Below are 21,667 nucleotides of genomic sequence, written 5' to 3'. Positions count from 1 at the left end.
TCGAGGTGCAGGGATGACGCGGTACCGTGGGTGGGCGCTCGCGGGCATCGTGACGGTCACGGTCGTCGCGATCGCCGGACCCGCCGCGGCGTCACCCCTGCAACCGATCCGCTCAGCGGCGGTGCAGGTCGCGCAGAGTGACGGCGGCCCGGCTGCCCGTGCCGCCGAGATGGTCGCGCAGATGAGTACGTCCGAGCAGGCGGCGAGCGTCGTGATGGGGCACGTTCCGGTGACGGATGCCGCGGCCGTGAACGCATACATGCAGCAGGGCTGGGGCGGCTTCATACTGATGGGGTCGAACATCCCGGCCACGGAGACCGATCTGCAGGCTCTGACCGCCGCGCTGGCCGTCGACCCGGATCTGCCCCCGTTGATCGCGGTCGATCAGGAGGGCGGGCTGGTCTCGCGCCTGCACGATGACGGCTTCGCCTCGTCGACGACGTTGAAGTCGGCGCCCGTCGATGAGACGAGTGCCGCCTTCGCCGCGCGCGCCTCTCTCGCCGCCCGCGCCGGGATCACGGTGAACTTCGGCACGGTCGCCGATGTGACCGCCGACCCGTCGTCGTTCATATACGGCCGTGCTCTCGGTATCGACCCGCAGGCCTCGGCGGAACGCGTCGCCGCCGCCACCGCAGCGCAGGAGCCGTTCCTCGCCTCGACGCTGAAGCACTTTCCCGGACACGGGGCGGCAGCTGGCGATTCGCATCACGCGATCCCGAGCACGCCGATGAGCCTCGAGCAGTGGCGCACCGCCGACGCGCTCCCGTTCGTGGCCGGCATCGATGCGGGGGCCTCGTTGCTGATGTTCGGGCATCTGGCATACCCGAGCATCGATTCCGCTCCGGCGTCGATGTCGACGGTGTGGCACGAGATCGCGCGTGACGAGCTCGGCTTCGACGGGGTCATGGTCACCGACGATCTCGGAATGCTGCTGTCATCGGGAGACCCCGCCTTCGCCGACCCGGTGGCCAACGGGGTCGCGGCCCTCGCCGCCGGCAACGACCTCGTTCTCATGATCGCGGGGTCGACAGCCGACACCGCGGGGCAGATGGCGGCGGGAATCGTCTCCGCCGTCGATTTTGGGGCGCTCCCGGCTGATCGGCTCGAAGACGCCGCCACCCGGGTGATGACCCTGCGCCTTCTACTCGCCGCCTCGACGGCGCAGTGGTCGGCGTGCGCGGACTGCGAGCCGGTGGGCTGAGATCGTTCAGGCGGCGAGAACCGCGTCGCCCCGCCACGCACGCAGCAGGGCGGCCCGCAGTTCGGCACCGCGGTCGGCGAACACCCGTTGCCGCCGCACGTACTCGGCTTTGCCCTCGGTCGTCTCGATCGCGACCGGAACGACATCCCACGCCCGCAGGTCGTAGGGCGCGGCCTGCATATCGAGCAGGCGGATGTCGCGGGCCAGCTCGAAGGTGTCGAGCAACAGCTCTCCGGGGACCAGAGGGCCGAGCTTGATCGCCCACTTGTACAGGTCCATGCCGGCGTGCAGGCACCCGGGCTGCTCGAACAGGGGCTGGTCGTCGCGGGTCAGCGGCGTGCGGTTGCGCGGGACCGCCTCGGGGGTGAAGAACCGGAAGGCGTCGAAGTGGGTGCAGCGCAGGTCGTGCGCCTCGACGACGGCATCCGTTCCCGCCTGTCCGAGCCGCAGCGGAACCGCATGCCGGTGCTCATCGGCCTGGTAGACCATCGCCCATTCGTGCAGACCGAAGCAGCCGAACTGCCCGGGACGCGAAGCGGTGCGGCGCAGCATCCGCTCGATCAGACCCGCGAGCTCGGCCTTCTCGCTGCCGAATGCCGCCGCGTCGGCGACGACCCCGCCCTCGGTACGGCCGGGGGCGTACCACCGCCAGGACGCGCGCTCAGGAGCGTCTTCGAGCTCCATGCCAGCGCCCGCATGCCAACGACGCAGCTGGGCGGGCTTGTACGAGTAGTAGCTGAAGAGGAAGTCCCAGACCGGATGCTTCTCACCCGCCGCCGCGCGTGCACGGTGCTCGTGCGTGAGCGCGTCGGCGCGCTCCTGGTGCGCGCGCTCGCGGAGGGTCCAGTCCGCCCGGGTCACCGACATGTCAGTGCAGGATGCCGGCTTCGCCGAGAAGATCGCGCAGACCGGCGCCGTCTTCGGCGCTCACCCACGGCGCGACGTGCTCGGAGTGCGGTTCCTTGCCGGCACGTCCACCGGCGAGCACGGCCTCGGCGGGCAGCAGACGACGGATGGCGACTCCGGCGACGGATTCGGGATGCTCGTCGAGGAACTCCGAGTAGATCGACTCGTCGTGCTGGCCGTCATCGCCCAGAAGCAGCCACTTCACGTGCGGGAACTCGGTGGCGAGCCGACGGAGGTTGGTGAGCTTGTGCTCCCGGCCACTGCGGAACCAGCGGTCGTGGGTGGGGCCCCAGTCGGTGAGCAGCATGGAGCCCGCGGGGAAGAGGTGGCGTCCGAGGAAGCGGCGGAGCGTGGGTGCGATGTTCCAGGCGCCGGTGGAGAGGTAGACCATCGGGGCGCCGGGATGCTGTCGCAGCAGTTGATCGAGGAGCACGCTCATCCCCGGAACCGGGATGCGGGCATGCTCATCGAGCACGAAGGAGTTCCAGAATGCGATGAAGGGGCGGGGGAGCGCCGTCACCATCACGGTGTCGTCGACATCGGACACGACTCCGAACGTCGTCGAATCCGCGACGATGAAGGCCGTCGCCTCGATGGGGTCCTGTCCCTCGGTCGAGATCAGGAAGGTCTGCCATCCGGGCTCGAGCGTGGTGTGCACGACGGCATCGACCACACCGCCGCGGTCGGCGACGATCTCGTGCACCGAGTCACCGATGTGCACCTTCACGGTGGCGAAGCTCACCGGGATGCCGACGAAGCTTCGCCAGCCGCGCACGCTCGTCGGTTCGCCGTCTTTGCCCCGACGCTGCGGGGGGACGATGAGAACGCGGCCGACGACACGCACCCAGCCCGGGCCCCCGTAACCGGGGAACGGCAGGATCGTCGCGGAGCGCCCGCGGCGGCGCGCACGCCCTTCACGCCATACGTGAAGGCGGTGCTCGAGTCGGGCGAACCAGTGGATCCGGGGCGCCGGGGGTGCGGAAGCCATTGGCTCAGTCTTTCACGTCTGCTTCCGACTGCGTGTCGTGCGCATCGAGCTGAGCGTCGTGGGCGTCGATGTGGCGCGCCTCGACCCGCTCGAGCACCTTCTTGCCGACGAACACCAGCAGGAGGAAGAGCGCGATGACACCGACGAAGATGTAGCCCGCGTAGTGCACCTGGTCGACCATCTCCCGGAAGCTGCCAGCCGCCAGGGAGGTGACGCTGACGTAGGCGATGGCCCACAGCACGCACGCGGGCGCTGTCCAGGCGAGGAAGCGCCGGTAGCGGTACCCGCTCATGCCGACGGTCAGGGGAACCAGGGAGTGGAGAACGGGGAGGAAGCGCGAGAGGAAGATCGCGATGCCGCCACGGCGTGCGAGATACCGCTCCGCGCGCACCCAGTTCTTCTCGCCGATGCGGCGACCGAGCCACGATGTGCGGATGCGCGGGCCGAGCCAGCGGCCCAGCGCGAACCCGATGCTCTCTCCGATCAGTGCGCCGATGACGACGGCGACGACCATCGCGGTCGCCTCGACCGGACCGTCGACCCCGAGCGACGCGATGATCACGATGGTGTCGCCCGGCACGACGAGCCCGACCAGCACGCTGGTCTCGAGCATGACCGCGAGGCCGGCGATCAGAGTGCGGGCGACCGGATCGATGGACTCGATGAATCCGAGCAGCCAGATCAAGAGGTCGTCCACACCTTGAGAATACGGGAGGGTGCAGGTTCTAGGCTGGAAAGGTGCCCCACCTTCTGAGCGCTCGTCCGCTGGATTCGTGGTGCGACCCCTTCGAAGTCTTCCGTCTGCTGGAATCGTCGTCGGACGACGTCTTCTGGCTCGACGCGGGCTCTGACGCCCGTGACGGGTGGAGCTTCGTCGGCGTGGGAACAGCGGCCTCGTCCCTTCCCCGGGAGGTCGCACTCGGGACACCGCCCGTCGGAGAGAGCACCGACGACGATGCATACCCACCCTTCCGCGGGGGATGGATCGGATGGCGCGACTACGAGAGCGGTGCCGCCGCCGCGGGTTCTCCCGTGGCCGGGCCGCACGGGGAGTCCGACCCGACGTGGCTGCGAGCGACCCGGGTCGCCGCGTTCGACCACGCCCGGCGACGCGTCTGGGCGCTCGCCGCCGCCGCCGACCTCGACGCGTGGCAGGAGACCCTGGACGCGACGCCGGTCGGAGCATCCGCCCTGCCGACCTCCGGAACGCAACCGAACGGAGTCGTCATCGCCCAGGCGCGGCACGACCCGGCTGAATACGAGCGGTTGATCGAACGCTGCCGCGATCTCATCCGCGCCGGGATCGCCTACCAGCTCTGCCTCACCATGCGATTCACCGTCGAGGGGCATCACGACGCCGTGGCCGTGTACCGCCGCCTGAGAGGCGCCACACCAGCCCACCACGGCGGCTTCATCCGTATCGCGGGCCGAGCACTCCTCAGCGCGAGCCCGGAGCAGTTCCTCCGTGTCTCCGGAGGAGCGATCACCACCCGGCCCATCAAGGGCACGCGCCCCCGCGGATCCGACGGCGTGCAGGATGCCGCGCTCGCCGCAGAGCTGAGGGCGAGTCGCAAGGAGCGCGCGGAGAACGTGATGATCGTCGATCTCATGCGCAACGACCTCTCGCGGGTGTGCGAGCCCGGCTCCATCCGTGTCGACGGGCTCTGGACCGTCGAGAGCTACCCCGCGGTGCACCAGCTCGTGAGCACGGTCCGCGGCACGGCTTCGACGGGGACGACCGTGGGCGACCTGTTCGATGCGACGTTCCCGGCGGGGAGCATGACGGGGGCTCCGAAGCTGTCGGCGATGTCGCGACTGCACGCGCTCGAAGGCGGCCCGCGCGGGATCTACGCCGGATGCTTCGGCTACATCGGCATCGACGGCGAGATCGATCTCGCCATGGTGATCCGCAGCATCGTGATCGAAGGAGCGACCGCCTTCGTGGGCGCCGGCGGCGGCATCACGTGGGGATCGGAGGCTGCGGACGAGGTAGCCGAAGTCGCGACCAAGGCGCGCGCACCGCTCGCGGCACTCGGTGCCGTCCTGCCCGTGCCCTGGGGTTCCGATATCCTGAACTGATCCCGATTTTCCCTTCAGATTGGTCGTGCGTTCGTTGTCTGAGAACCTGTCCGCCGCTCCTGCCGACGACGAGACGTCGTCGGCGCACGACATCCAGGCCAAATGGCAGAAGTACTGGGCGGAGAACGGCACGTTCCTCACCGGTGGCGATGACGACACCCGTCCCCGCCGCTACGTCCTCGCGATGTTCCCGTACCCCTCCGGCGATCTGCACATGGGGCACGCCGAGAACTACCTCTACTCCGACATCGTGGCGCGCTTCTGGCGTCACCGCGGGCACAACGTCCTGAACCCCATCGGGTGGGATTCCTTCGGTCTGCCGGCCGAGAACGCCGCGATCCGTCGCGGTGCAGACCCGCGCGAGTGGACCTACCAGAACATCGCGCAGCAGAAGAGCGCCTTCCAGTCGTACGGCGTCTCGTTCGACTGGTCGCGCGTGCTGCACACCTCCGACCCCGAGTACTACCGCTGGAACCAGTGGCTGTTCCTGAAGCTGCACGAGCGCGGTCTCGCGTACCGCAAGAAGAGCGCCGTGAACTGGTGCCCCAACGACCAGACGGTGCTCGCCAACGAGCAGGTCGTCGACGGTCGTTGCGAACGTTGCGGCCACGAGGTCATCAAGAAGAAGCTGACGCAGTGGTACTTCCGCATCACTGACTACGCCGACCGCCTGCTCGACGACCTCAACCAGCTCGAGGGCTTCTGGCCGCACAAGGTGCTGCAGATGCAGCGCAACTGGATCGGCCGTTCGGTCGGCGCCGACGTCGACTTCGTGATCGAAGGCCGCGACGAGCCCGTGACGGTATTCTCGACGCGCCCTGACACGCTGCACGGCGCGACGTTCTTCGTCGTGGCTCCGGACTCCGACCTGGCGTCCGAGCTGGCGGCGGATGCTCCCGCCGAGGTGCGCGCGCGCTTCCAGACGTACCTCGAGCAGGTGCAGAAGGAGACCGACATCGCCCGCCAGGCGACGGATCGCCCCAAGACGGGTGTGTTCCTCGAGCGTTACGCGATCAACCCGGTCACCGGTGAGAAGCTGCCCGTCTGGGCGGCCGACTACGTGCTGGCCGATTACGGGCACGGCGCGGTCATGGCGGTTCCCGCGCACGACCAGCGCGACCTCGACTTCGCGCGGGCATTCGACCTGCCGATCAAGATCGTCGTCGACACGACGGCCCCGATCACGGGCGCGATGCCCATCATCGAGGTCGACGAAGACGGCGTGCCGATCGACACGGGCAACGTCGACGACCAGCATCCGTCCGTCACCGGCATCGCCCTCACCGGCGAAGGCCGCATGATCAACTCCGGCGAACTGAACGGCCTCTCCAAGCGCAACGCGATCGCGCGCGCCATCGAGCAGCTCGAGACGCGGGGCACCGGTCGCGCGGCGAAGAACTACCGACTGCGCGACTGGTTGATCTCTCGTCAGCGCTTCTGGGGCACGCCGATCCCGATGCTGCACGCCGAAGACGGCAGCATCATCCCGGTGCCCGAAGATCAGCTGCCCGTGCGTCTGCCGAGCGTCGAAGGTCTCGATCTGTCGCCCAAGGGCACCTCGCCGCTGGGTGGAGCCGAGTCCTGGGTGCGCACGGTCGACCCCGCCACAGGCGATCCGGTGCTGCGCGACCCCGACACGATGGACACCTTCGTCGACAGCTCGTGGTACTTCCTGCGCTTCCTCTCGCCCCAGAGCGACACGGTCGCCTTCGATCCGGCGCAGGCCGCGCGTTGGGCGCCGGTCGACTCGTACATCGGTGGGGTGGAGCACGCGATCCTGCACCTGCTGTATGCGCGCTTCATCACCAAGGTTCTGTTCGACATGGGCTTGATCGACTTCACCGAGCCGTTCTCCAACCTCATCAACCAGGGAATGGTCATCCTCAACGGCACGAAGATGTCGAAGAGCAAGGGCAACCTGGTGCTGTTCGAACAGGAGCTAGAGGCGCACGGTGCCGACGCGCTGCGCGTGGGCCTGGCCTTCGCAGGTCCCGTGGAAGACGATAAGGACTGGGCAGACGTCTCGACGACGGGTGCGCAGAAGTTCCTCGCGCGCGCCATGCGCGTCGCCCGTGAGGTCGCGAGCCCCGTCGACGTGATCTTCGACGGCGGTGACGCGGCTCTGCGCCGCGCCACGCACAAGCTGCTCTCCGAGGCCCCTGGCCTCGTCGAGCAGACGAAGTTCAACGTGCTCGTCGCGCGCTTGATGGAGCTCGTCAACGCCATCCGCAAGACGATCGACAGTGGTGCCGGCGCAGCCGATCCCGCTGTGCGCGAAGCCGCCGAGACCGTCGCCGTGATGCTCGACCTCATCGCCCCGCACACCGCGGAGGAGATGTGGGAGGTGCTCGGTCACGAGCCGTCCGTCGGCCTCGTGACCTGGCGGTCCGCCAACCCGGTGCTGCTCGTCGAGGACTCGGTCACCGCCGTCGTGCAGATCAACGGCAAGGTGCGGGCGCAGCTCGAGGTCTCGGCGCGCATCGGCGAGACCGAGCTCGAAGCCCTCGCGCGCGCCGACGAGCGCGTCATCCGCGCCGTCGGCGACAAGGAGATCGTGAAGGTCATCGTGCGGGCTCCCAAGATCGTCAGCATCGTCGTCAAGGGCTGAGTCCCCGCCCGCCGGATGCTTCGATGCGTCCGGCGGGAAGGGCCACCCCGTCTGCACCGCCCTGCACTCCGCCTGCACTGCGTTGGCGTTCACGCCGTTCTCCACCGGGCGCGTTTCACGCATCATCCGGTCGTTCGCCCGCGCTTTAGCTTTGCCGGGTGACGCCACAGGACCCCGTACCGCCCGCCGCTCCGCGCCGCCTGCGCCTGAGTATCGGAGCGGCCGTGGTGCTGGCACTCGTGGTGCTCTCGGCGGCCGTCGGGCTCGGCATCCTGCGAGGGCAGGCGGCGCCCGCCGAGTCGGTGCCGTTGGTCGACGCGGGGACGACCTCTCCCGCGCCGAGCGGCGAGCTGTACGTGCACGTGCTGGGGGCTGTCGAGAGCCCGGGGTTGTACGTGCTCGACCTCGACGCGCGGCTCGTCGATGCCATCGCGGCGGCGGGCGGGACGACGCCCGACGCCGACCTCGCGGCGGTCAACCTGGCGCGCGTGCTCACCGACGGCGAGCAGATCGTCGTGCCCGTGGTCGGAGCACGGGGCGAGTCGCCGGGCGCTGCGGCGCCGAGTGATGACCGCGTCGACCTCAACACCGCCGATCAGGCCGCGCTCGAGACGTTGCCGCGCATCGGCCCCGCCCTGGCCGAGCGCATCATCGCGTGGCGTGACGAGAACGGGCGATTCCAGTCGGTCGATGATCTGCTGGCGGTTCCGGGCATCGGCGAGAAGCTGCTCGAGGGCATTCGCGACGGCGCGCGGGTATGAAGCGCCGCGATTTTCGCCTGTTGCCGCTGGCAGGGGTCGTGTGGGTTTCGGCGCTGGTCTGCGTGTGCTGGCCGGAGGCCGCATGGACGAGCGGCCTGATCTGCGCGATCGTCGCCGCCGTGCTGCTCGCGGTGATGGTGGTGCGCGACCGGTCTCGCGATGGCCTTGATGATCGGCGGAGTGTCGGACGCGGCGGGCTGGTCGCGGTGATGCTCGCGGCGGCTGCCGCTGCGGCGCTCACTGTGGCTCTGGCAACGCCCGCGCGTGACTCGGCCGCCGCTTCCGATGGGCGGATCGTGGAGATCGTCGGCGAGGTCGCGTCGTCGGCATCGATCGGGCAGGACGGCAGGCTGTGGTTCGAGGTGCAGACGCAGGGGATCGGGCCACCCGGCGCGGCGACGCCTCTTTCGGTGCCGGTGCGGGTCGGTATCGAGCCGGCCGACGGGTTCGACCTCGGTGCGACGGTTCGAGTGAAAGGGCAGGCTCTGGCCACCGACCCGGGGGAGCGATCGGCGCTCATCATGTTCGCCGACGAGTCGGCGGTCGAGCGCTCGGCGGAGGGCGTCTTCGCCGTCGCTGCCGGCATTCGCCACGACTTCATCGCACGCTCGGTTCGGCTTCCCGATCCCGGGGCCGGCCTGCTTCCCGGGCTCGCGGTCGGGGACACCCGAGCCGTGTCGACCGCGCTGAACGATGACATGCGCACGAGCGGGCTCAGCCATCTCACCGCGGTCAGCGGCGCGAACTGCGCGATCGTGGTGGGCGCGGTCTTCTGGCTGACCGCGCTGTGCGGCGGAGGGCGCCGCGCGCGCGTCGTGCTCGCGGGAGCGGCTCTTGCTGGCTTCGTCGTGCTCGTGACGCCCGAGCCCAGCGTTATCCGGGCCTCGGTGATGGCCGGGGTGGCGATGCTGACGATCCTGCTGGGGAGGCCGAGTGCCGGGGCCGGCATGCTCGCTCTCTGCACCGTGGGCATCCTGATCGCCGATCCGTGGATGGCGACGACCGCCGGCTTCGCGCTGTCCGTCGCCGCATCCGGCGCGCTCATCCTGCTCGGACCACCGCTCGCGCGAGGTCTCGCCCGGTGGATGCCGCAACCCCTGGCCGTGGCGATCTCGGTGCCGCTCGCCGCCCAGCTGGCATGCGGCCCGATCATCGCGCTGTTCGCCGAGCAGCAGTCCCTGGTCGGGATCGCCGCGAATCTGCTCGCGGGTCCTGCAGCGCCCGTGGCGACGGTGGTAGGACTCCTCGCTTGTCTCGCAGGCCCGGTTCCGTTCCTCGCCGACCTGCTGACAGCCTCGGCCTGGCTGCCGGCTGCGTGGATCGCGACCTGTGCGACGGTCAGCGCGCGGCTGCCCCTCGCGCAGGTCGCCCTCGTGCCCGGGATCGGCAGCGCTCTGCTCGTCGCCGTGCTCAGCGGTTGCCTCGGCGTCGTCGTGTGCGGCGTGAGAGCACGTATCGACCCGGCACGACGGAGTCGACGCTCGGTGGTGCTCGCGGTGTGGGCGCATCGAGTGTCGTCAACCGTGCTCATCGTCGCGCTGTCGCTGGGCACGGCGCATCTCGTGCTCGCGGGCCCGCTCGCACGACTGTCGGCGCCGGACGGATGGTCGATCGCCGCGTGCGACGTCGGGCAGGGCGACGCCCTTCTCGTCCGCTCGGCGGGAAAAGTGGCACTGATCGATACCGGCCCCGATCCCGGTGCTCTCGACGAGTGTCTGAGGTCACTGGCCATCGACCGCATCGATCTGCTGGTGCTCACCCACTTCGACCTCGACCACGTCGGGGGAGTTGAGGCCGTGCAGGGCCGAGTCGGTACCGTTTTGCACGGGCCGGCGGGGGAGACCGACGACGAGCGCCTCCTCGCGCACCTCCGCGAGGGCGGTGCCGCGCTCACCCCGGCCATCACAGGGCTGCACGGCACGCTCGGCGAGGCGACATGGAGAGTGCTGTGGCCGCAGCGTGACTCGGCGGCGTTCCCGGCGGGCAACGATGCCAGCGTGGTTGTGGAATTCGAGGGTGGGGGCGTGCCACGATCGCTCTTCCTCGGCGATCTCTCGGCCGCCGCGCAACGGATGCTGCTGCGTACCTCGCGCCTCACCGGGCCGTTCGCCGTGGTCAAGGTCGCGCACCACGGCAGCGCCGATCAGGATCCGGGTCTCTACGAGGCCCTGCATCCGACGGTGGCCGTGTTCAGCGCCGGTGTCGACAACGACTACGGCCACCCGCGCGCGGAGACACTCGCTCTGCTCGAGGCGACGGGAGCGCACGTGCTGCGCACCGATCGTCAGGGCCGGGTGTTGCTCGGCACGAACGGCGATGAACTGCAGGTGTGGACAGAGACCGATGTCGGCGGATCCTGAGAAGCACGAAGAATCGATGAATCGGCGGAGGTCAGGTTGCGGATGCCCACGGGACGTCCGGTACGAACGGCATCGTTCGCCAGAAGCTCACCCGCCGGAGTCTGCTGCGCACGAATGCCATCGTCGCACCGACCGCGGCGGACGCGACGCTGAGAACGAGGACGAGGCCGGGGAAGTCCTCCCCGCCCGATCCGGGTACGGAGGACACCGCCGCGACGAAGAAGATCGAACCGGCGAGCATCAGCCCCCAGGCGACGATCTCGTAGATCCACCACAGCAGGCCCGTGAACATCCAGAGCACGATGCCCCAGACGGATACGTCTGTCTTCTGCTGAGCCTCGTTCGTTGCCTCTGCCATCGATGTGCCTCCCACCGCACACTATCGACCATGCCCACGACCGCTGCCCGGACGGCGCGGGCACACGCGAACCGATGTCGGCGGCCCCCAGTAGGCTGGGATCATGGCAGCCCCGCGATCCTCCTCCCGCACTGCTGCGAAGTCCGCGAAGATCCCGCAGGTGTCGTGGCGCGAGCCGCGGCCGGCTCCGGTGGTGCTGGTCTCGGGCCCGGAAGAGGTCTGCGCGGAGCGCGCGATCGCCGGGGTGCGACAGTATCTGCGCACCGAAGATCCAGCGCTCGAGGTGAGCGACGTCCGTGCCGACGATTACTCGCCCGGCACGCTCCTGGCCCTCACCTCACCGTCGTTGTTCGGCGAGCCGCGCCTGGTGCGCGTGTCCGGAGTCGAGAAATGCTCCGACGCGTTCTTGAACGAAGCGGTCTCGTACCTCGAGCAGCCCCAGGAGGGAGCGACGGTCGTGCTGCGGCATACCGGCGCGAGCGTCCGGGGCAAGAAGCTGCTCGACGCGCTGCGCGCCGGCACAGGCGGCGGCATCGAGATCGCCTGCCCGGCGATCAAACGAGACAGCGACCGCGTCGACTTCGCGGCTGGCGAGTTCCGCGCGGCGAAGAGACGCATCCTTCCCTCGGCGTTGCGCGCGCTCGTATCCGCCTTCGCCGATGACCTCACCGAACTCGCCGCCGCCTGCCAGCAGTTGATCGGCGATGTCGAGGGCGATATCACCGACGAGATCGTCACCAAGTACTACGGCGGACGCGTCGAGGTCTCCGCCTTCGTCGTCGCCGACACCGCCATCGCCGGCCGCTACGGCGAGGCCCTGATCGCGCTGCGCCACGCACTGGCCTCGGGTGCCGATCCGGTGCCGATGGTGGCAGCGTTCGCGATGAAGCTGCGCGGCATGGCGCGGGTGGCGGGCAACCGCGAGTCCAGCCGTCAGCTCGCTCAGCGCCTGGGCATGAAGGACTGGCAGGTCGACCGAGCTCGTCGCGACCTCGCCGGATGGAACGAACGCTCCCTCGGCATGGCGATCCAGGCGACGGCCCGCGCTGACGCCGAGGTCAAAGGCGCCTCCCGTGACCCGGTGTTCGCCCTCGAGCGCATGGTCACGGTCATCGCCACGCGCGAACCGTTCGGCGGCTGACCGACCGCAGCGAAGCTCGTCGTTCGGTATGCCGGGCGACGAGGCGAGAACTCCCACGTCACCGTGGAAACGAAGAAGGCCCGCCCCGCGAACGGGACGGGCCTTTCTCAGACGGTGCGACTCAGAGAGCGGCGACCGACTTGGCGATGGCCGACTTGCGGTTCGACGCCTGGTTCTTGTGCAGGACACCCTTGCTGACAGCCTTGTCGAGCTTGACGGCTGCCTTCTTGAAGGTGGCCTCAGCAGCTGCCTTGTCGCCTGCGGCGACGGCTGCCTTGGTCTGGCGAACGAGAGTCTTGAGCTCGCTCTTCACGGCCTTGTTGCGCTCGTGAGCCTTCTCGTTGGTCTTGTTGCGCTTGATCTGCGACTTGATGTTTGCCACGTGTGGACGCTTTCTGTACAGGAGTGATTGAGAGTGCCGGCAGCAGAAGAGGGCTGCTGCACGACGGTCGTGAGGGTAGAACCCACACGCAAGCCAAGAGCCAACTCTACCAGCAGTCGGCCGAATCCCGCGAAACGAGCGTGCATTGCGGCGCGCGCGCCGTCGACACGGCATCAAATCGCGGGACTCCGTCGCGCTCGGCGCGGTACTGGGTGCAGAATCAGCACTACCCGACGTCGACGTCAAGGAGCGCTATGAGTTCCCCCTCCCTCGGTTCCGCCCTACCCGCCCACCTGCGCTGGTCTGTCGCGACCTCCGCCTTCCAGATCGAAGGAGCCCGCGCCGATGACGGGGGAGGGCGATCCATCTGGGACGACTTCCTCGAGCGACCGAGCGCTGTCAGAGACGGGTCGACCGCCGATCCCGCGTGCAACAGCTATCGTCAGCCGGATTCCGACGTCGCGCTCGTCGCGGAGCTCGGCGTCGACCGCTACAGGTTCTCTATCCCCTGGGCGCGGGTGCAACCCGACGGTCGAGGACGAGGGAACACGGCCGCGCTCGATCACTACTCCAGATTCGTCGACGCGCTGCTCGAGGCCGGTGTCACGCCCTTTCCCACGCTCTACCACTGGGAGCTGCCGAGTGCGGTGGAGGCGGACGGGGGCTGGCTCCGGCGGGACACGGCGGAGCGGTTCACCGACTACGCGGCGGTCGTCTCCGACCGCCTGGGTGACCGGGTGCGCGACTGGTACACGTTGAACGAGCCGGCGATGACGACGCTGCAGGGCTACGCCACCGGTGCGCTCGCGCCGGGAAAGCAGTTGCTGTTCGATGCGCTCCCCACGGTGCATCATCAGCTGTTGGCCCACGCGCACGCCGCCGACGCCTTACGTGCGCGGGGCGCGACGCAGGTCGGGTTGGTCAACAACCACACGCGCGTTCTTCCCCGGAGCGAGTCGGACGCAGATGTCATGGCAGCGAGCATCTACGACGTCCTGCACAACCGGGTCTTCAGCGAGCCGCTCCTCGGCGGTGCCTATCCCGATCTCGAGGCTCTGGGCCTGTCGCCGATGCCGGTGCGAGACGGTGACCTCGCAGCGATCGGCGGATCGATCGACTTCTACGGCATCAACTTCTACAACCCGACGACGGTCACGGCCGCCGATGCGGCCAGCCCGATCCCGTTCGACATCGTGCCGACTCCGGGAGTTCCGGTCACCGGATTCGGCGAGGAATGGCCGATCATGCCGGACGCTCTGCGTGACCTGCTGATCGACCTGCACGGGCGGCATCCGCAGATGCCGCCCGTGATCATCGGCGAGAACGGGGCATCGTTCCCCGAACCGGACACCGCCGCGTACATCGATGATCACGACCGGATCGACTATCTCGCCGGGCATATCGCCGCCATCGGCGAGGCGATCAGCGCCGGCGTCCCGGTGCAGGAGTACACCGTGTGGTCGCTCCTCGACAACTGGGAGTGGGCCGACGGGTACACGCAGCGCTTCGGCCTCGTGCACGTCGACTTCGCGACGGGGGAGCGCACCCCGAAGGCTTCCTACAACTGGTATCGAGACGCCATCGCCCGATCGCGATCCGGCCAAACAGCAGGATCCGGCCAAACAGCAGGATTCGGGCAGGCAGCAGGATCCGGGCAGACAGCGGGGGAGAGCACACGATGAATTCGACGACGAAGGTCGGCGTGCGGTGGATGTCGGTGTTCACGCTCGCGTGGCTCGCGATCTGGACCGTGCAGCTCACACCGGTGCAGTTGCTCCTTCCGCTTCAGCTGGATACACCGGAGGACGACTGGATCACGGGCGTGGTGTCGTCGGGACTCGTGCTCGGGATCGGCGGGCTGGCGGGCATCATCGCCGGCCCGCTCGCGGGCGCCCTGTCCGATCGTGGCCGATCGGGCCGCGGGCGTCGCCGCCCGTGGGCCCTGGGAGGAGTGTGGACGACCGCAGTCTTCCTCGTCGTCACGGGCTTCACCTCGGGTCCTTGGGCGGTGGGCGCTGCCTGGGTGGGCGTGTCCATCGGCGTCGCCGTGTCATCGGCCGCCTTCACTGCGCTGATCGCCGATCAGCTCCCCTCGACGCAGCGGGGTGCAGCATCCGCCGCCGTGGGATCGAGTCAGGCCGTCGGAATCGTCCTGGGTGTGGGACTGGTGGTGCTGCTCGGCCTCGACGTGCGTGCCGGGTATCTGCTGCTCGCCGCGATCATCGCGGTGGTGGGCACGGCATCCGCCCTGATGCTTCCCGACCCGCCCAGCGCGCTTGAGGTGCGCGCCGGGCGCACGGCGTCCCGACGCTGGGAGTCCCTGCGTGATCGCGACTTCGCCTGGATGCTCTCGGGTCGTCTCGTGACCAACATCGGTAACGCCCTCGGCACAGCACTGTTCCTCTTCTTCCTGTTGCACGGTCTCGGGCAGCCGTCGACCGTCGCGCAGGACAACCTGCTGCTGCTCATCGTCGTCTACACCGTGTTCGTGGTGGCGGCATCCGTTCTCACCGGCATCTGGTCGGATCGCACGGGCAACCGGCGAGGTCTCGCGGTGATCGCCACGTTCGTGCAGGCAACCTCGGGGGTGGCGATCGCACTGGTTCCGACGTTCGAGATGACGATGGTCGCGGCCGCCCTGATGGGCGTCGGGTACGGAGCGTTCTCGACCGTCGGGCTCGCCTTCGCCGCAGATCTGCTCCCGACCGAGCGGGACCACGCCCGAGACCTCGGCATCGTGAACGTCACGGCGGCGCTCGGTCAGCTGATCGGGCCCGTGCTCGGTGCGGGGCTCGTGGCCCTCGTCGGCGGCTTCTGGCTGGTCTTCGTCGCCGCCGCGGTGCTGTCGGTGGTGGGCGGGGTGCTCACCGCGATGGCGCGGCAGCCGAAGCCTCAGCCGCAGTCGTCATGATCGCGCTGCGACGTCGCTCTCGAGCGTCGCGACGGCGAGCTGCAGAACGGCGTTGAAGATCTGCGGACGCATCGCGGTCACGAGGTGCGTGGTGCGCGGCACCATGATGAGTTCGGCATGCGGAGCGAGCCGGCAGAACAGACGCTCGTTGCGGCGCAGCTGGTCGTACTGCCCGTTCACGAACCAGAGCGGCGCGTCGATCCTCGCCACGGCCGACGCGAGATCGAGGGCAGAGAGACTCTTCAGCACCTCATCCTGCACGTCGAGCGCGTAGCCTCCGGCCCCGAAGTCGAGCCGCGTCTCGGGCGGAATGGTCGCGGCGAGCATGCGACGCGAGATCCACATGCCCTGATCCGGCAGCATGTAGGTCATGCGGGTGATGAGACGGTAGGCCGCGAGGCCGGCTCCGGCGGGGAGTGCCGTGCACGAAGCAGCGACCAGGCCCGCGAGCGGGGCGGCCTCGCCGCTGCCCGCGTAGGCCAGGCACAGGAGCCCGCCCAGCGAGTGACCGACGAGCAGCACAGGCCCCTTCTCAGCCGCAGCGCGCACGGCGACATCGATGGTGTGCAGAGCCTCCTGCAGTGAGTAGTCCTCATCGATCCGGGTTCCGTGACCGGGGAGATCAACCGCGGTGTAGGACATGCCGCGCTCATCGAGGTACTCGCGTTGCGACCGCCACATGGTGGCCGACGTGCGGATGCCATGGACGAAGACGATCTGAGCGCTCACGCCCCCACACTAGAGCGACGATCCTGAATACACCCCGCAGACCCCAAAGCGGGCCGGTGGTCACCCACCGGCCCGCTTCACGGCGCTGCTGCGAATCAACGAGGCGAGCAGTACTTGATGCACTTGATCGGCCAGCCGCCGGCACCGCCGCCGCCGCCTCCGCCATCGCCCGGGGGCGCGATATCGATCACCGCACCGGCGGGGACCGCCGAGCCGAGCGTCAGCATCAGCGCTGCGAAGAGGCCGACGATGACGTTCTTTCCCGTTGTCTTCTTCTTCATGATGACCACCCTCCATTGGACTGTTTCATCGTGGTCCGAAGACCATAACAATCCTCCACGCGTCTCGAAAGGGGGTCCGGCGTGGGCGAGATGTCTGATCACGATGCCGGCAGGAACGAAAAGCGGGGCCGGTGGAAGACCACCGACCCCGCTTCAGGAAAGGGAATTACTTCTCCCAGCCCACGTTCTCGACGGGCAGGAGCCCGAAGAGGTCGAGACCCGTGTAGGTCTCGGGCGTGAGGTTGGCGAGGCCCTTGGAGACCGTGCGGATCTCGGGACCGGAGTAGAGCGGAAGGATGCCCCACGTGGCCTTGATCAGTTCGGTCTCGACCTTGGCGCCCTCGGCGATCTGCTCTTCCGCGGTGGGAAGGTCGGCGACGGCCGAGATCTTCTCGTCGAGTTCCGGGGTACCGGTCGCCGAGAGGTTCAGGCCGCTGTCGGAGCAGTACACCTGGCAGAAGTACGCGAAGCCGTACGGGTCGCTCGACGAGAAGCCCATGAGAACGATGTCCCAGTCCTTCGTCGTGATCGTCGTGGAGAACTCCGACGTCGGACGCACGTCGACGGTCACGTCGACGCCGATCGCCTTGAGCTGGGCCTGGATGACCTTGCCGCGGGTCTCGACGATCGGGTCGTCACCGAAGACCGGGAGGGTGACGGCCAGCTTGACGCCGTCCTTCTCACGGATGCCGTCGCTGCCGGCGACCCAGCCCGCCTCGTCGAGGAGAGCGTTCGCGTCGTCATCGGAGAACTTCCAGCCGGCTTCGCTGAGCGAGTCGACGTAGCCGTCCTGGAACGGGAAGAGCATCAGCGAGCCGGCCGGCTCCTCGGTGTAGTCCAGGCCGTTCCAGACGACCTCCTTGAGCTGTTCGCGGTCGATCGCCTTCATGATCGCTTCGCGGACCTTGATGTCTGCGAGCTGCGGGCGCTCGGCGTTCAGCTGCATGAGGTTGTTCGACGTGCGCTGTGCCTTGTAGGTGACGACGTCGTCCATGTCGGCGACCTGCGCGAGGCGGTCGGCGGTTCCGGTCGCGGCCATGTTGATCTCGCCGGCCTTGAAGGCGTTGATCTCGGCGGTGTCGTCGAGCTGACGGAACGTCACGGTGTCGAGCAGCGGCTTGTCGCCCCACCAGTCCGGGTTCGGCTCGAAGATGACGGTGCCGCCCTTGGGGTCGAACTCGGTCATCTCGTAAGGGCCTGCGCCCCACTCCGGGTGGGCTTCGTTGAGGTAGCCCTCGTTGAAGAGCTCCGGGGTGTTCACGTTGGGGTTGACGATGTGCCAGAAGAGGCCGTTCGTCCACGGGTACACCTGCTTGAAGGTGACGACGGCCTGACGGTCGTCCTTGCCCTGTTCGACGCTCTCGATGAGCGAGTAGCCGTCGGTGGAGCTGGGGACGTAGCCCTCATCGGTGGAGCGGAGCGCCTTCCAAGTCTGCTCGTACGAGGTCCAGTCGATCGGCGATCCGTCGTTCCAGACGGCCTTCGGGTTGATCGTGAAGGTGACGACGGTCTTGTCGTCCTTGACCTCGGTGGTCCAGTCCTCGAGGTAGTTCGGGTTGGCGTACGCCTCGCCGTCCGGCGTCATGAGGATGGTCTGGGGGTTGTACCACTCCCAGAGCGTCGCGGTGTCGACCGTGGCGTCGGAGTGGTTGGCATTCATCTGCGGGGTGATCTCGCCGATGGGGAACGTGACCACGCCGCTCTCTTTGAGGTTCTCGCGGGGCTGCGGGTTGTAGTCCGCGCCGGTCACGGTCTCCTTCTCGCCGCCGTTGTCGGTGCCGCCGCCATCGCCGCCCGCTGCACATCCGCTCATGACGAGTGCGAGGGCGCCGCTGAGGGCGAGTGCGCCCAGCAGCTTCTGATGCCTTTTCATGGTCTTACTCCTTCTGTTGCCGTGTCGGCTTGGGGGATGGGGGAAGGCTAATCTTCGACTTCGATCATGTCGATTAATCGTTGTTAACCGTTATCGGAAATGGCAGGCGTTCCGGTGAGAAGGAACGCCCGTGAGTGCGGGCACTTCGCCCTCGCAGCGTGCTCGCTCCGCCTCGCCGAGCGTCTGGTAGAGCGGGCAGCGACTGACGAAGGCGCATCCGCGCACCTCTTCCGTCGGGCTCGGCAGGTCGCCCGAGAGCACGATGCGCTCTCGGGCGCGTTCGATGTCGGGGTCGGGCACGGGGATCGCCGACAGCAGCGCCTGCGTGTACGGATGCTGCGGATCGTCGAACACGCTGTCGACGTCGCCCTCTTCGACGAATGCCCCGAGGTACATGACGGCGACGCGATCGGCGATGTGTCGCACCACCGCGAGGTCGTGCGCGACGAACAGGTAGGAGATGCCGAGTTTCACCTTGAGCTCGTCGAGCAGGTTGATGACGCCGGCCTGGATCGAGACGTCGAGCGCCGAGACCGGCTCGTCGAGCACGACGATCTTGGGGTTCGTCGCCAGCGCGCGGGCGATTCCGATGCGTTGACGTTGACCGCCCGAGAACGCCCCGGGGAATCGATCGGAGTGCGCGGGGTCGAGACCGACGAGGTCCATCAGCTCGTCGACGCGGTTATCGGCCTCGTCGCGCTTGATGCCGATGGCGTGCAGCGGCTCGGCGATGATGTCGGCGACCGTCATGCGGGGGTCGAGCGCGCCCATCGGGTCCTGGAAGACGATCTGGATGTCGCGTCGCAGGTGGCGCTCTTCCGCGCCGCGCCGCACGTCGGCGACGCTCTTCCCTCCGATGCGGATGTCGCCGTTCTCCTGCGCGACGAAGTCCATGATCTGCAGCAGCGTCGTGGACTTGCCGCTCCCGGACTCGCCGACGATCGCCATCGTCTCGCCCTGGCGCACGTCGAAGCTGACGCCCTTGACGGCGTGCACCGAACCGACACGGCGCTTGACGAACGCTCCCTTGAGCAGCGGGAAGGTCTTCGTGAGGTTCGTGACCTCGAGCGCGACCGGTCGTTCCTCGCGGGGAGTGCGCGTCAGGGCGCTCTCCGGGATCGGGGGAACGGGGTAGACGGGGAGTCCGCCGATCCGTCCGTCGTCGTCGATGTCCGTCGCGCGGATACACGCGGCGCGATGCTCGCCGGCGGTGCCCGTGGCGGTACCCGTATGCACGGGCAGGAGATCTGGCTCCCTCGTGCGGCACGCGTCCATCACGATGGGGCAGCGGGCCGCGAACGGGCACGCATCCGGCAGATCGATCAGCAGCGGCGGGTTGCCGTGGATCGGGATCAGCGGCACCTTCTCGCCCTTGTCGACGCGGGGCATCGCTCCGAGCAGACCGATCGAGTACGGCATCCGCGTGTGGTGGAAGAGCTCGCGCACCGGGGCCTGTTCCACGGCGCGCCCTGCGTACATCACGAGCACGTCGTCGGCGGTCTTCGCGACCACGCCCATGTCGTGGGTGATCAGGATCACGGCGGCGCCGGTCTCGCGCTGCGCGGTGCCGAGCAGATCGAGGATCTGCGCCTGGATGGTGACGTCGAGAGCGGTGGTCGGCTCGTCGGCGATGATCAGCTTCGGATTGTTCGCCATCGCGATCGCGATCACGACGCGCTGGCGCATCCCACCCGAGAACTCGTGAGGGAAGGCCTTCAGGCGGCGCTCCGGGTTGGGGATGCCGACCAGGCGCAGCAGTTCGATCGCCCGGGCCTGAGCCTCGCGCTTGCCGAGGCTCTTGTGCACGGTGAGCGCCTCGACCAGCTGATCGCCGATCGTGTAGACGGGCGTGAGCGACGTGAGCGGATCCTGGAACACCATCGACAGGCCGTTCCCACGGATCATCGAGAGCTGAGCATCCGTCTTGCCGATCAGTTCCTGACCGTCGAAGACGATCGATCCGCTGACCTTCGCGTTCTCGGTGAGGAGGCCCATGATGGCGAGCGAGGTGACGGATTTGCCGGAACCGGACTCGCCGACGATGCTGAGCGTGCGTCCGGCCTCCAGATCGAAGGAGATGCCGCGGACGGCGTCGACACGTCCGGCCTCCGAGGGGAAGCTGACCTTCAGATCGCGGACGGAGAGGATGGGAGCGGTCATGCGCGGCCTCCCGCAGCAGAGGTGGGATCGAGGGCATCGCGCAGGCCGTCTGCGATCAACGCCATCGAGATGGTGAGCAGGGTGAGCGCCGCGGCGGGGAAGTAGAACAGCCAGGGGGCGCTGGTGATCGTGGCGGATCCCGACCCGATCAGTGATCCGAGCGAGACATCCGGCGCCTTCACGCCGAAGCCGAGGAACGACAGGCTCGTCTCGGTCTGCACGGCTCCGACGACGCCGAGGGTGAAGTTGATCACCAGCAGTGAACCGATGTTGGGGAGCATGTGCCGCAGCACGATCTTGTATCCCGGGACTCCCATGTACCGGGCTGCGGAGATGTACTCGCGCTCGCGCAGCGAGAGCGACAGCGTCCAGATCACCCGCGCGGGGAAGAACCAGTTGATCGCGATCATGATGACCGCGATGATCCGCCAGTCACCTCCGGCGCTGTTGGAGATCATCGCGAGGATGAGGAACGTCGGCACGACCATGAGGAAGTGGATGACGACGAGGACGCCGCGCTCGAACGTGCCGCCGAAGTAGGCGGCGCCGGCCCCGATGAGGGCGGAGAGGATCGTCGTGCCGATCGATACCGCGAGGGCGATCATCAGCGAGCGCTGCAGGCCGACGACCACCTGGGCGTAGAGGTCGTTGCCGGCGCCGTTGGTGCCGAACCAGTGCTGGGCCGATGGCGGCTGCGTGAGCGCGAGGAAGTCGAGCTCGACGTGGTCGTACTGCTGGAAGAGCGGTCCGAGCACGGCGAAGAGCACGATGACGATGAAGATCACCGCGCCGCCGACGGCACCGCGGTTGCGGAGGAATCGGCGTCCGTACAGTTCGAACTTCGACATCCGCTTGCGGGGCGTCCGCACCGGCGTGGCGGGCGGATCGTCTCCGTGGCGGAGGGGATCGGAGAGGTCTGCGATGCTCAT

18 protein-coding genes are annotated in these 21,667 nt (G+C 68.3%); 8 read left to right on the top strand and 10 right to left on the bottom strand.

Going from position 1 to position 21,667, the window contains the following annotated elements:
* Positions 1 to 13 precede the first annotated feature (13 nt).
* The gene (locus ACIOSY_RS12070; protein ID WP_400853488.1) at positions 14 to 1,201 is read left to right on the top strand and encodes a glycoside hydrolase family 3 N-terminal domain-containing protein; all 1,188 of its coding nucleotides are present in this window, start codon (positions 14 to 16) and stop codon (positions 1,199 to 1,201) included.
* Between the two features lie 6 nt (positions 1,202 to 1,207).
* Here ACIOSY_RS12070 and ACIOSY_RS12065 read toward each other — a convergent pair whose 3' ends face one another.
* From ACIOSY_RS12065 to ACIOSY_RS12055, 3 genes are read right to left on the bottom strand one after another with little or no spacing between them, the layout of a single operon-like run.
* A complete protein-coding gene (locus ACIOSY_RS12065; RefSeq protein WP_400853486.1) occupies positions 1,208 to 2,068 on the bottom strand; it encodes a 3-methyladenine DNA glycosylase in 861 nt (286 codons plus the stop codon).
* Position 2,069: 1 nt separating this feature from the next.
* Positions 2,070 to 3,095, bottom strand: coding sequence for an App1 family protein (locus ACIOSY_RS12060; RefSeq protein ID WP_400853484.1), 1,026 nt, complete (start codon positions 3,093 to 3,095; stop codon positions 2,070 to 2,072).
* Positions 3,096 to 3,099: 4 nt separating this feature from the next.
* On the bottom strand, positions 3,100 to 3,792 hold the full coding sequence (locus ACIOSY_RS12055; protein WP_400853482.1) for a DedA family protein: 693 nt from the start codon (positions 3,790 to 3,792) through the stop codon (positions 3,100 to 3,102).
* A gap of 41 nt (positions 3,793 to 3,833) precedes the next feature.
* Between ACIOSY_RS12055 and ACIOSY_RS12050 the strand changes: the two genes are divergently transcribed.
* From ACIOSY_RS12050 to ACIOSY_RS12035, 4 genes are all read left to right on the top strand, one after another.
* Positions 3,834 to 5,174: an anthranilate synthase component I family protein gene (locus ACIOSY_RS12050; protein WP_400853480.1), complete on the top strand. Its 1,341-nt coding sequence runs from the start codon at positions 3,834 to 3,836 to the stop codon at positions 5,172 to 5,174.
* A 34-nt stretch (positions 5,175 to 5,208) separates the two neighbouring features.
* Positions 5,209 to 7,782: a leucine--tRNA ligase gene (gene leuS, locus ACIOSY_RS12045; RefSeq protein ID WP_400853843.1), complete on the top strand. Its 2,574-nt coding sequence runs from the start codon at positions 5,209 to 5,211 to the stop codon at positions 7,780 to 7,782.
* A gap of 158 nt (positions 7,783 to 7,940) precedes the next feature.
* Positions 7,941 to 8,543 (top strand): helix-hairpin-helix domain-containing protein, encoded by a 603-nt coding sequence (locus tag ACIOSY_RS12040; RefSeq protein ID WP_400853478.1) that lies wholly within the window; start codon positions 7,941 to 7,943, stop codon positions 8,541 to 8,543.
* A complete protein-coding gene (locus tag ACIOSY_RS12035; RefSeq protein WP_400853476.1) occupies positions 8,540 to 10,903 on the top strand; it encodes a ComEC/Rec2 family competence protein in 2,364 nt (787 codons plus the stop codon). Before ACIOSY_RS12040 ends, ACIOSY_RS12035 begins: the two co-directional genes overlap by 4 nt.
* A gap of 31 nt (positions 10,904 to 10,934) precedes the next feature.
* Here the strand turns inward: ACIOSY_RS12035 and ACIOSY_RS12030 are convergent, their stop codons facing one another.
* Positions 10,935 to 11,261, bottom strand: coding sequence for a hypothetical protein (locus ACIOSY_RS12030; RefSeq protein WP_400853474.1), 327 nt, complete (start codon positions 11,259 to 11,261; stop codon positions 10,935 to 10,937).
* A gap of 103 nt (positions 11,262 to 11,364) precedes the next feature.
* Here ACIOSY_RS12030 and holA point away from each other — a divergent pair, with 103 nt between their 5' ends.
* Complete coding sequence (holA, locus tag ACIOSY_RS12025) at positions 11,365 to 12,402, top strand: DNA polymerase III subunit delta (protein ID WP_400853472.1); 1,038 nt, start codon at positions 11,365 to 11,367, stop codon at positions 12,400 to 12,402.
* Between the two features lie 121 nt (positions 12,403 to 12,523).
* Here the strand turns inward: holA and rpsT are convergent, their stop codons facing one another.
* Positions 12,524 to 12,784: a 30S ribosomal protein S20 gene (gene rpsT, locus ACIOSY_RS12020; protein WP_400853470.1), complete on the bottom strand. Its 261-nt coding sequence runs from the start codon at positions 12,782 to 12,784 to the stop codon at positions 12,524 to 12,526.
* Between the two features lie 254 nt (positions 12,785 to 13,038).
* Here rpsT and ACIOSY_RS12015 point away from each other — a divergent pair, with 254 nt between their 5' ends.
* A complete protein-coding gene (locus ACIOSY_RS12015) occupies positions 13,039 to 14,466 on the top strand; it encodes a GH1 family beta-glucosidase (protein WP_400853468.1) in 1,428 nt (475 codons plus the stop codon).
* Positions 14,463 to 15,695: an MFS transporter gene (locus ACIOSY_RS12010; RefSeq protein ID WP_400853466.1), complete on the top strand. Its 1,233-nt coding sequence runs from the start codon at positions 14,463 to 14,465 to the stop codon at positions 15,693 to 15,695. Before ACIOSY_RS12015 ends, ACIOSY_RS12010 begins: the two co-directional genes overlap by 4 nt.
* On the opposite strand, the gene ACIOSY_RS12005 is transcribed toward ACIOSY_RS12010, so the two are convergent.
* The 5 genes from ACIOSY_RS12005 to ACIOSY_RS11985 all read right to left on the bottom strand — a co-directional run bounded on the left by ACIOSY_RS12005 (position 15,690) and on the right by ACIOSY_RS11985 (position 21,667).
* Entirely contained in the window at positions 15,690 to 16,424 is a 735-nt protein-coding gene (locus tag ACIOSY_RS12005) for an alpha/beta fold hydrolase (protein ID WP_400853464.1), read from the bottom strand. The two genes, ACIOSY_RS12010 and ACIOSY_RS12005, sit on opposite strands and share 6 nt — an antisense overlap.
* Before the next feature lie 95 nt (positions 16,425 to 16,519).
* Positions 16,520 to 16,705 (bottom strand): hypothetical protein, encoded by a 186-nt coding sequence (locus ACIOSY_RS12000; RefSeq protein WP_400853462.1) that lies wholly within the window; start codon positions 16,703 to 16,705, stop codon positions 16,520 to 16,522.
* 166 nt (positions 16,706 to 16,871) lie between these two features.
* A complete protein-coding gene (locus ACIOSY_RS11995) occupies positions 16,872 to 18,578 on the bottom strand; it encodes an ABC transporter family substrate-binding protein (RefSeq protein WP_400853460.1) in 1,707 nt (568 codons plus the stop codon).
* Positions 18,579 to 18,668: 90 nt separating this feature from the next.
* Positions 18,669 to 20,738 carry a dipeptide ABC transporter ATP-binding protein gene (locus tag ACIOSY_RS11990; RefSeq protein WP_400853458.1) on the bottom strand — a complete coding sequence of 690 codons (2,070 nt, stop codon included), beginning with the start codon at positions 20,736 to 20,738 and terminating at the stop codon, positions 18,669 to 18,671.
* Positions 20,735 to 21,667 (bottom strand): ABC transporter permease, encoded by a 933-nt coding sequence (locus ACIOSY_RS11985; RefSeq protein WP_400853456.1) that lies wholly within the window; start codon positions 21,665 to 21,667, stop codon positions 20,735 to 20,737. Before ACIOSY_RS11985 ends, ACIOSY_RS11990 begins: the two co-directional genes overlap by 4 nt.

The sequence above is a fragment of the Microbacterium sp. NPDC087665 genome (genome assembly GCF_044743285.1).
GTDB lineage: Bacteria > Actinomycetota > Actinomycetes > Actinomycetales > Microbacteriaceae > Microbacterium.
The sequence above is the reverse complement of the archived record's forward strand: the minus strand, read 5'-3'. Positions and strand labels throughout refer to the sequence as shown.

What these genes read in the sequence shown, in the direction of transcription:
- ACIOSY_RS12070 (WP_400853488.1), top strand. Translation starts at nt 14, where the DNA reads ATGACGCGGTACCGTGGGTGGGCGCTCGCGGGCATCGTGACGGTCACG.
- ACIOSY_RS12065 (WP_400853486.1), bottom strand. Translation starts at nt 2,068, where the DNA reads ATGTCGGTGACCCGGGCGGACTGGACCCTCCGCGAGCGCGCGCACCAG.
- ACIOSY_RS12060 (WP_400853484.1), bottom strand. Translation starts at nt 3,095, where the DNA reads ATGGCTTCCGCACCCCCGGCGCCCCGGATCCACTGGTTCGCCCGACTC.
- ACIOSY_RS12035 (WP_400853476.1), top strand. Translation starts at nt 8,540, where the DNA reads ATGAAGCGCCGCGATTTTCGCCTGTTGCCGCTGGCAGGGGTCGTGTGG.
- ACIOSY_RS12030 (WP_400853474.1), bottom strand. Translation starts at nt 11,261, where the DNA reads ATGGCAGAGGCAACGAACGAGGCTCAGCAGAAGACAGACGTATCCGTC.
- holA (WP_400853472.1), top strand. Translation starts at nt 11,365, where the DNA reads ATGGCAGCCCCGCGATCCTCCTCCCGCACTGCTGCGAAGTCCGCGAAG.
- ACIOSY_RS12015 (WP_400853468.1), top strand. Translation starts at nt 13,039, where the DNA reads ATGAGTTCCCCCTCCCTCGGTTCCGCCCTACCCGCCCACCTGCGCTGG.
- ACIOSY_RS12010 (WP_400853466.1), top strand. Translation starts at nt 14,463, where the DNA reads ATGAATTCGACGACGAAGGTCGGCGTGCGGTGGATGTCGGTGTTCACG.
- ACIOSY_RS12000 (WP_400853462.1), bottom strand. Translation starts at nt 16,705, where the DNA reads ATGAAGAAGAAGACAACGGGAAAGAACGTCATCGTCGGCCTCTTCGCA.
- ACIOSY_RS11995 (WP_400853460.1), bottom strand. Translation starts at nt 18,578, where the DNA reads ATGAAAAGGCATCAGAAGCTGCTGGGCGCACTCGCCCTCAGCGGCGCC.
- ACIOSY_RS11990 (WP_400853458.1), bottom strand. Translation starts at nt 20,738, where the DNA reads ATGACCGCTCCCATCCTCTCCGTCCGCGATCTGAAGGTCAGCTTCCCC.
- ACIOSY_RS11985 (WP_400853456.1), bottom strand. Translation starts at nt 21,667, where the DNA reads ATGAGCATCGCAGACCTCTCCGATCCCCTCCGCCACGGAGACGATCCG.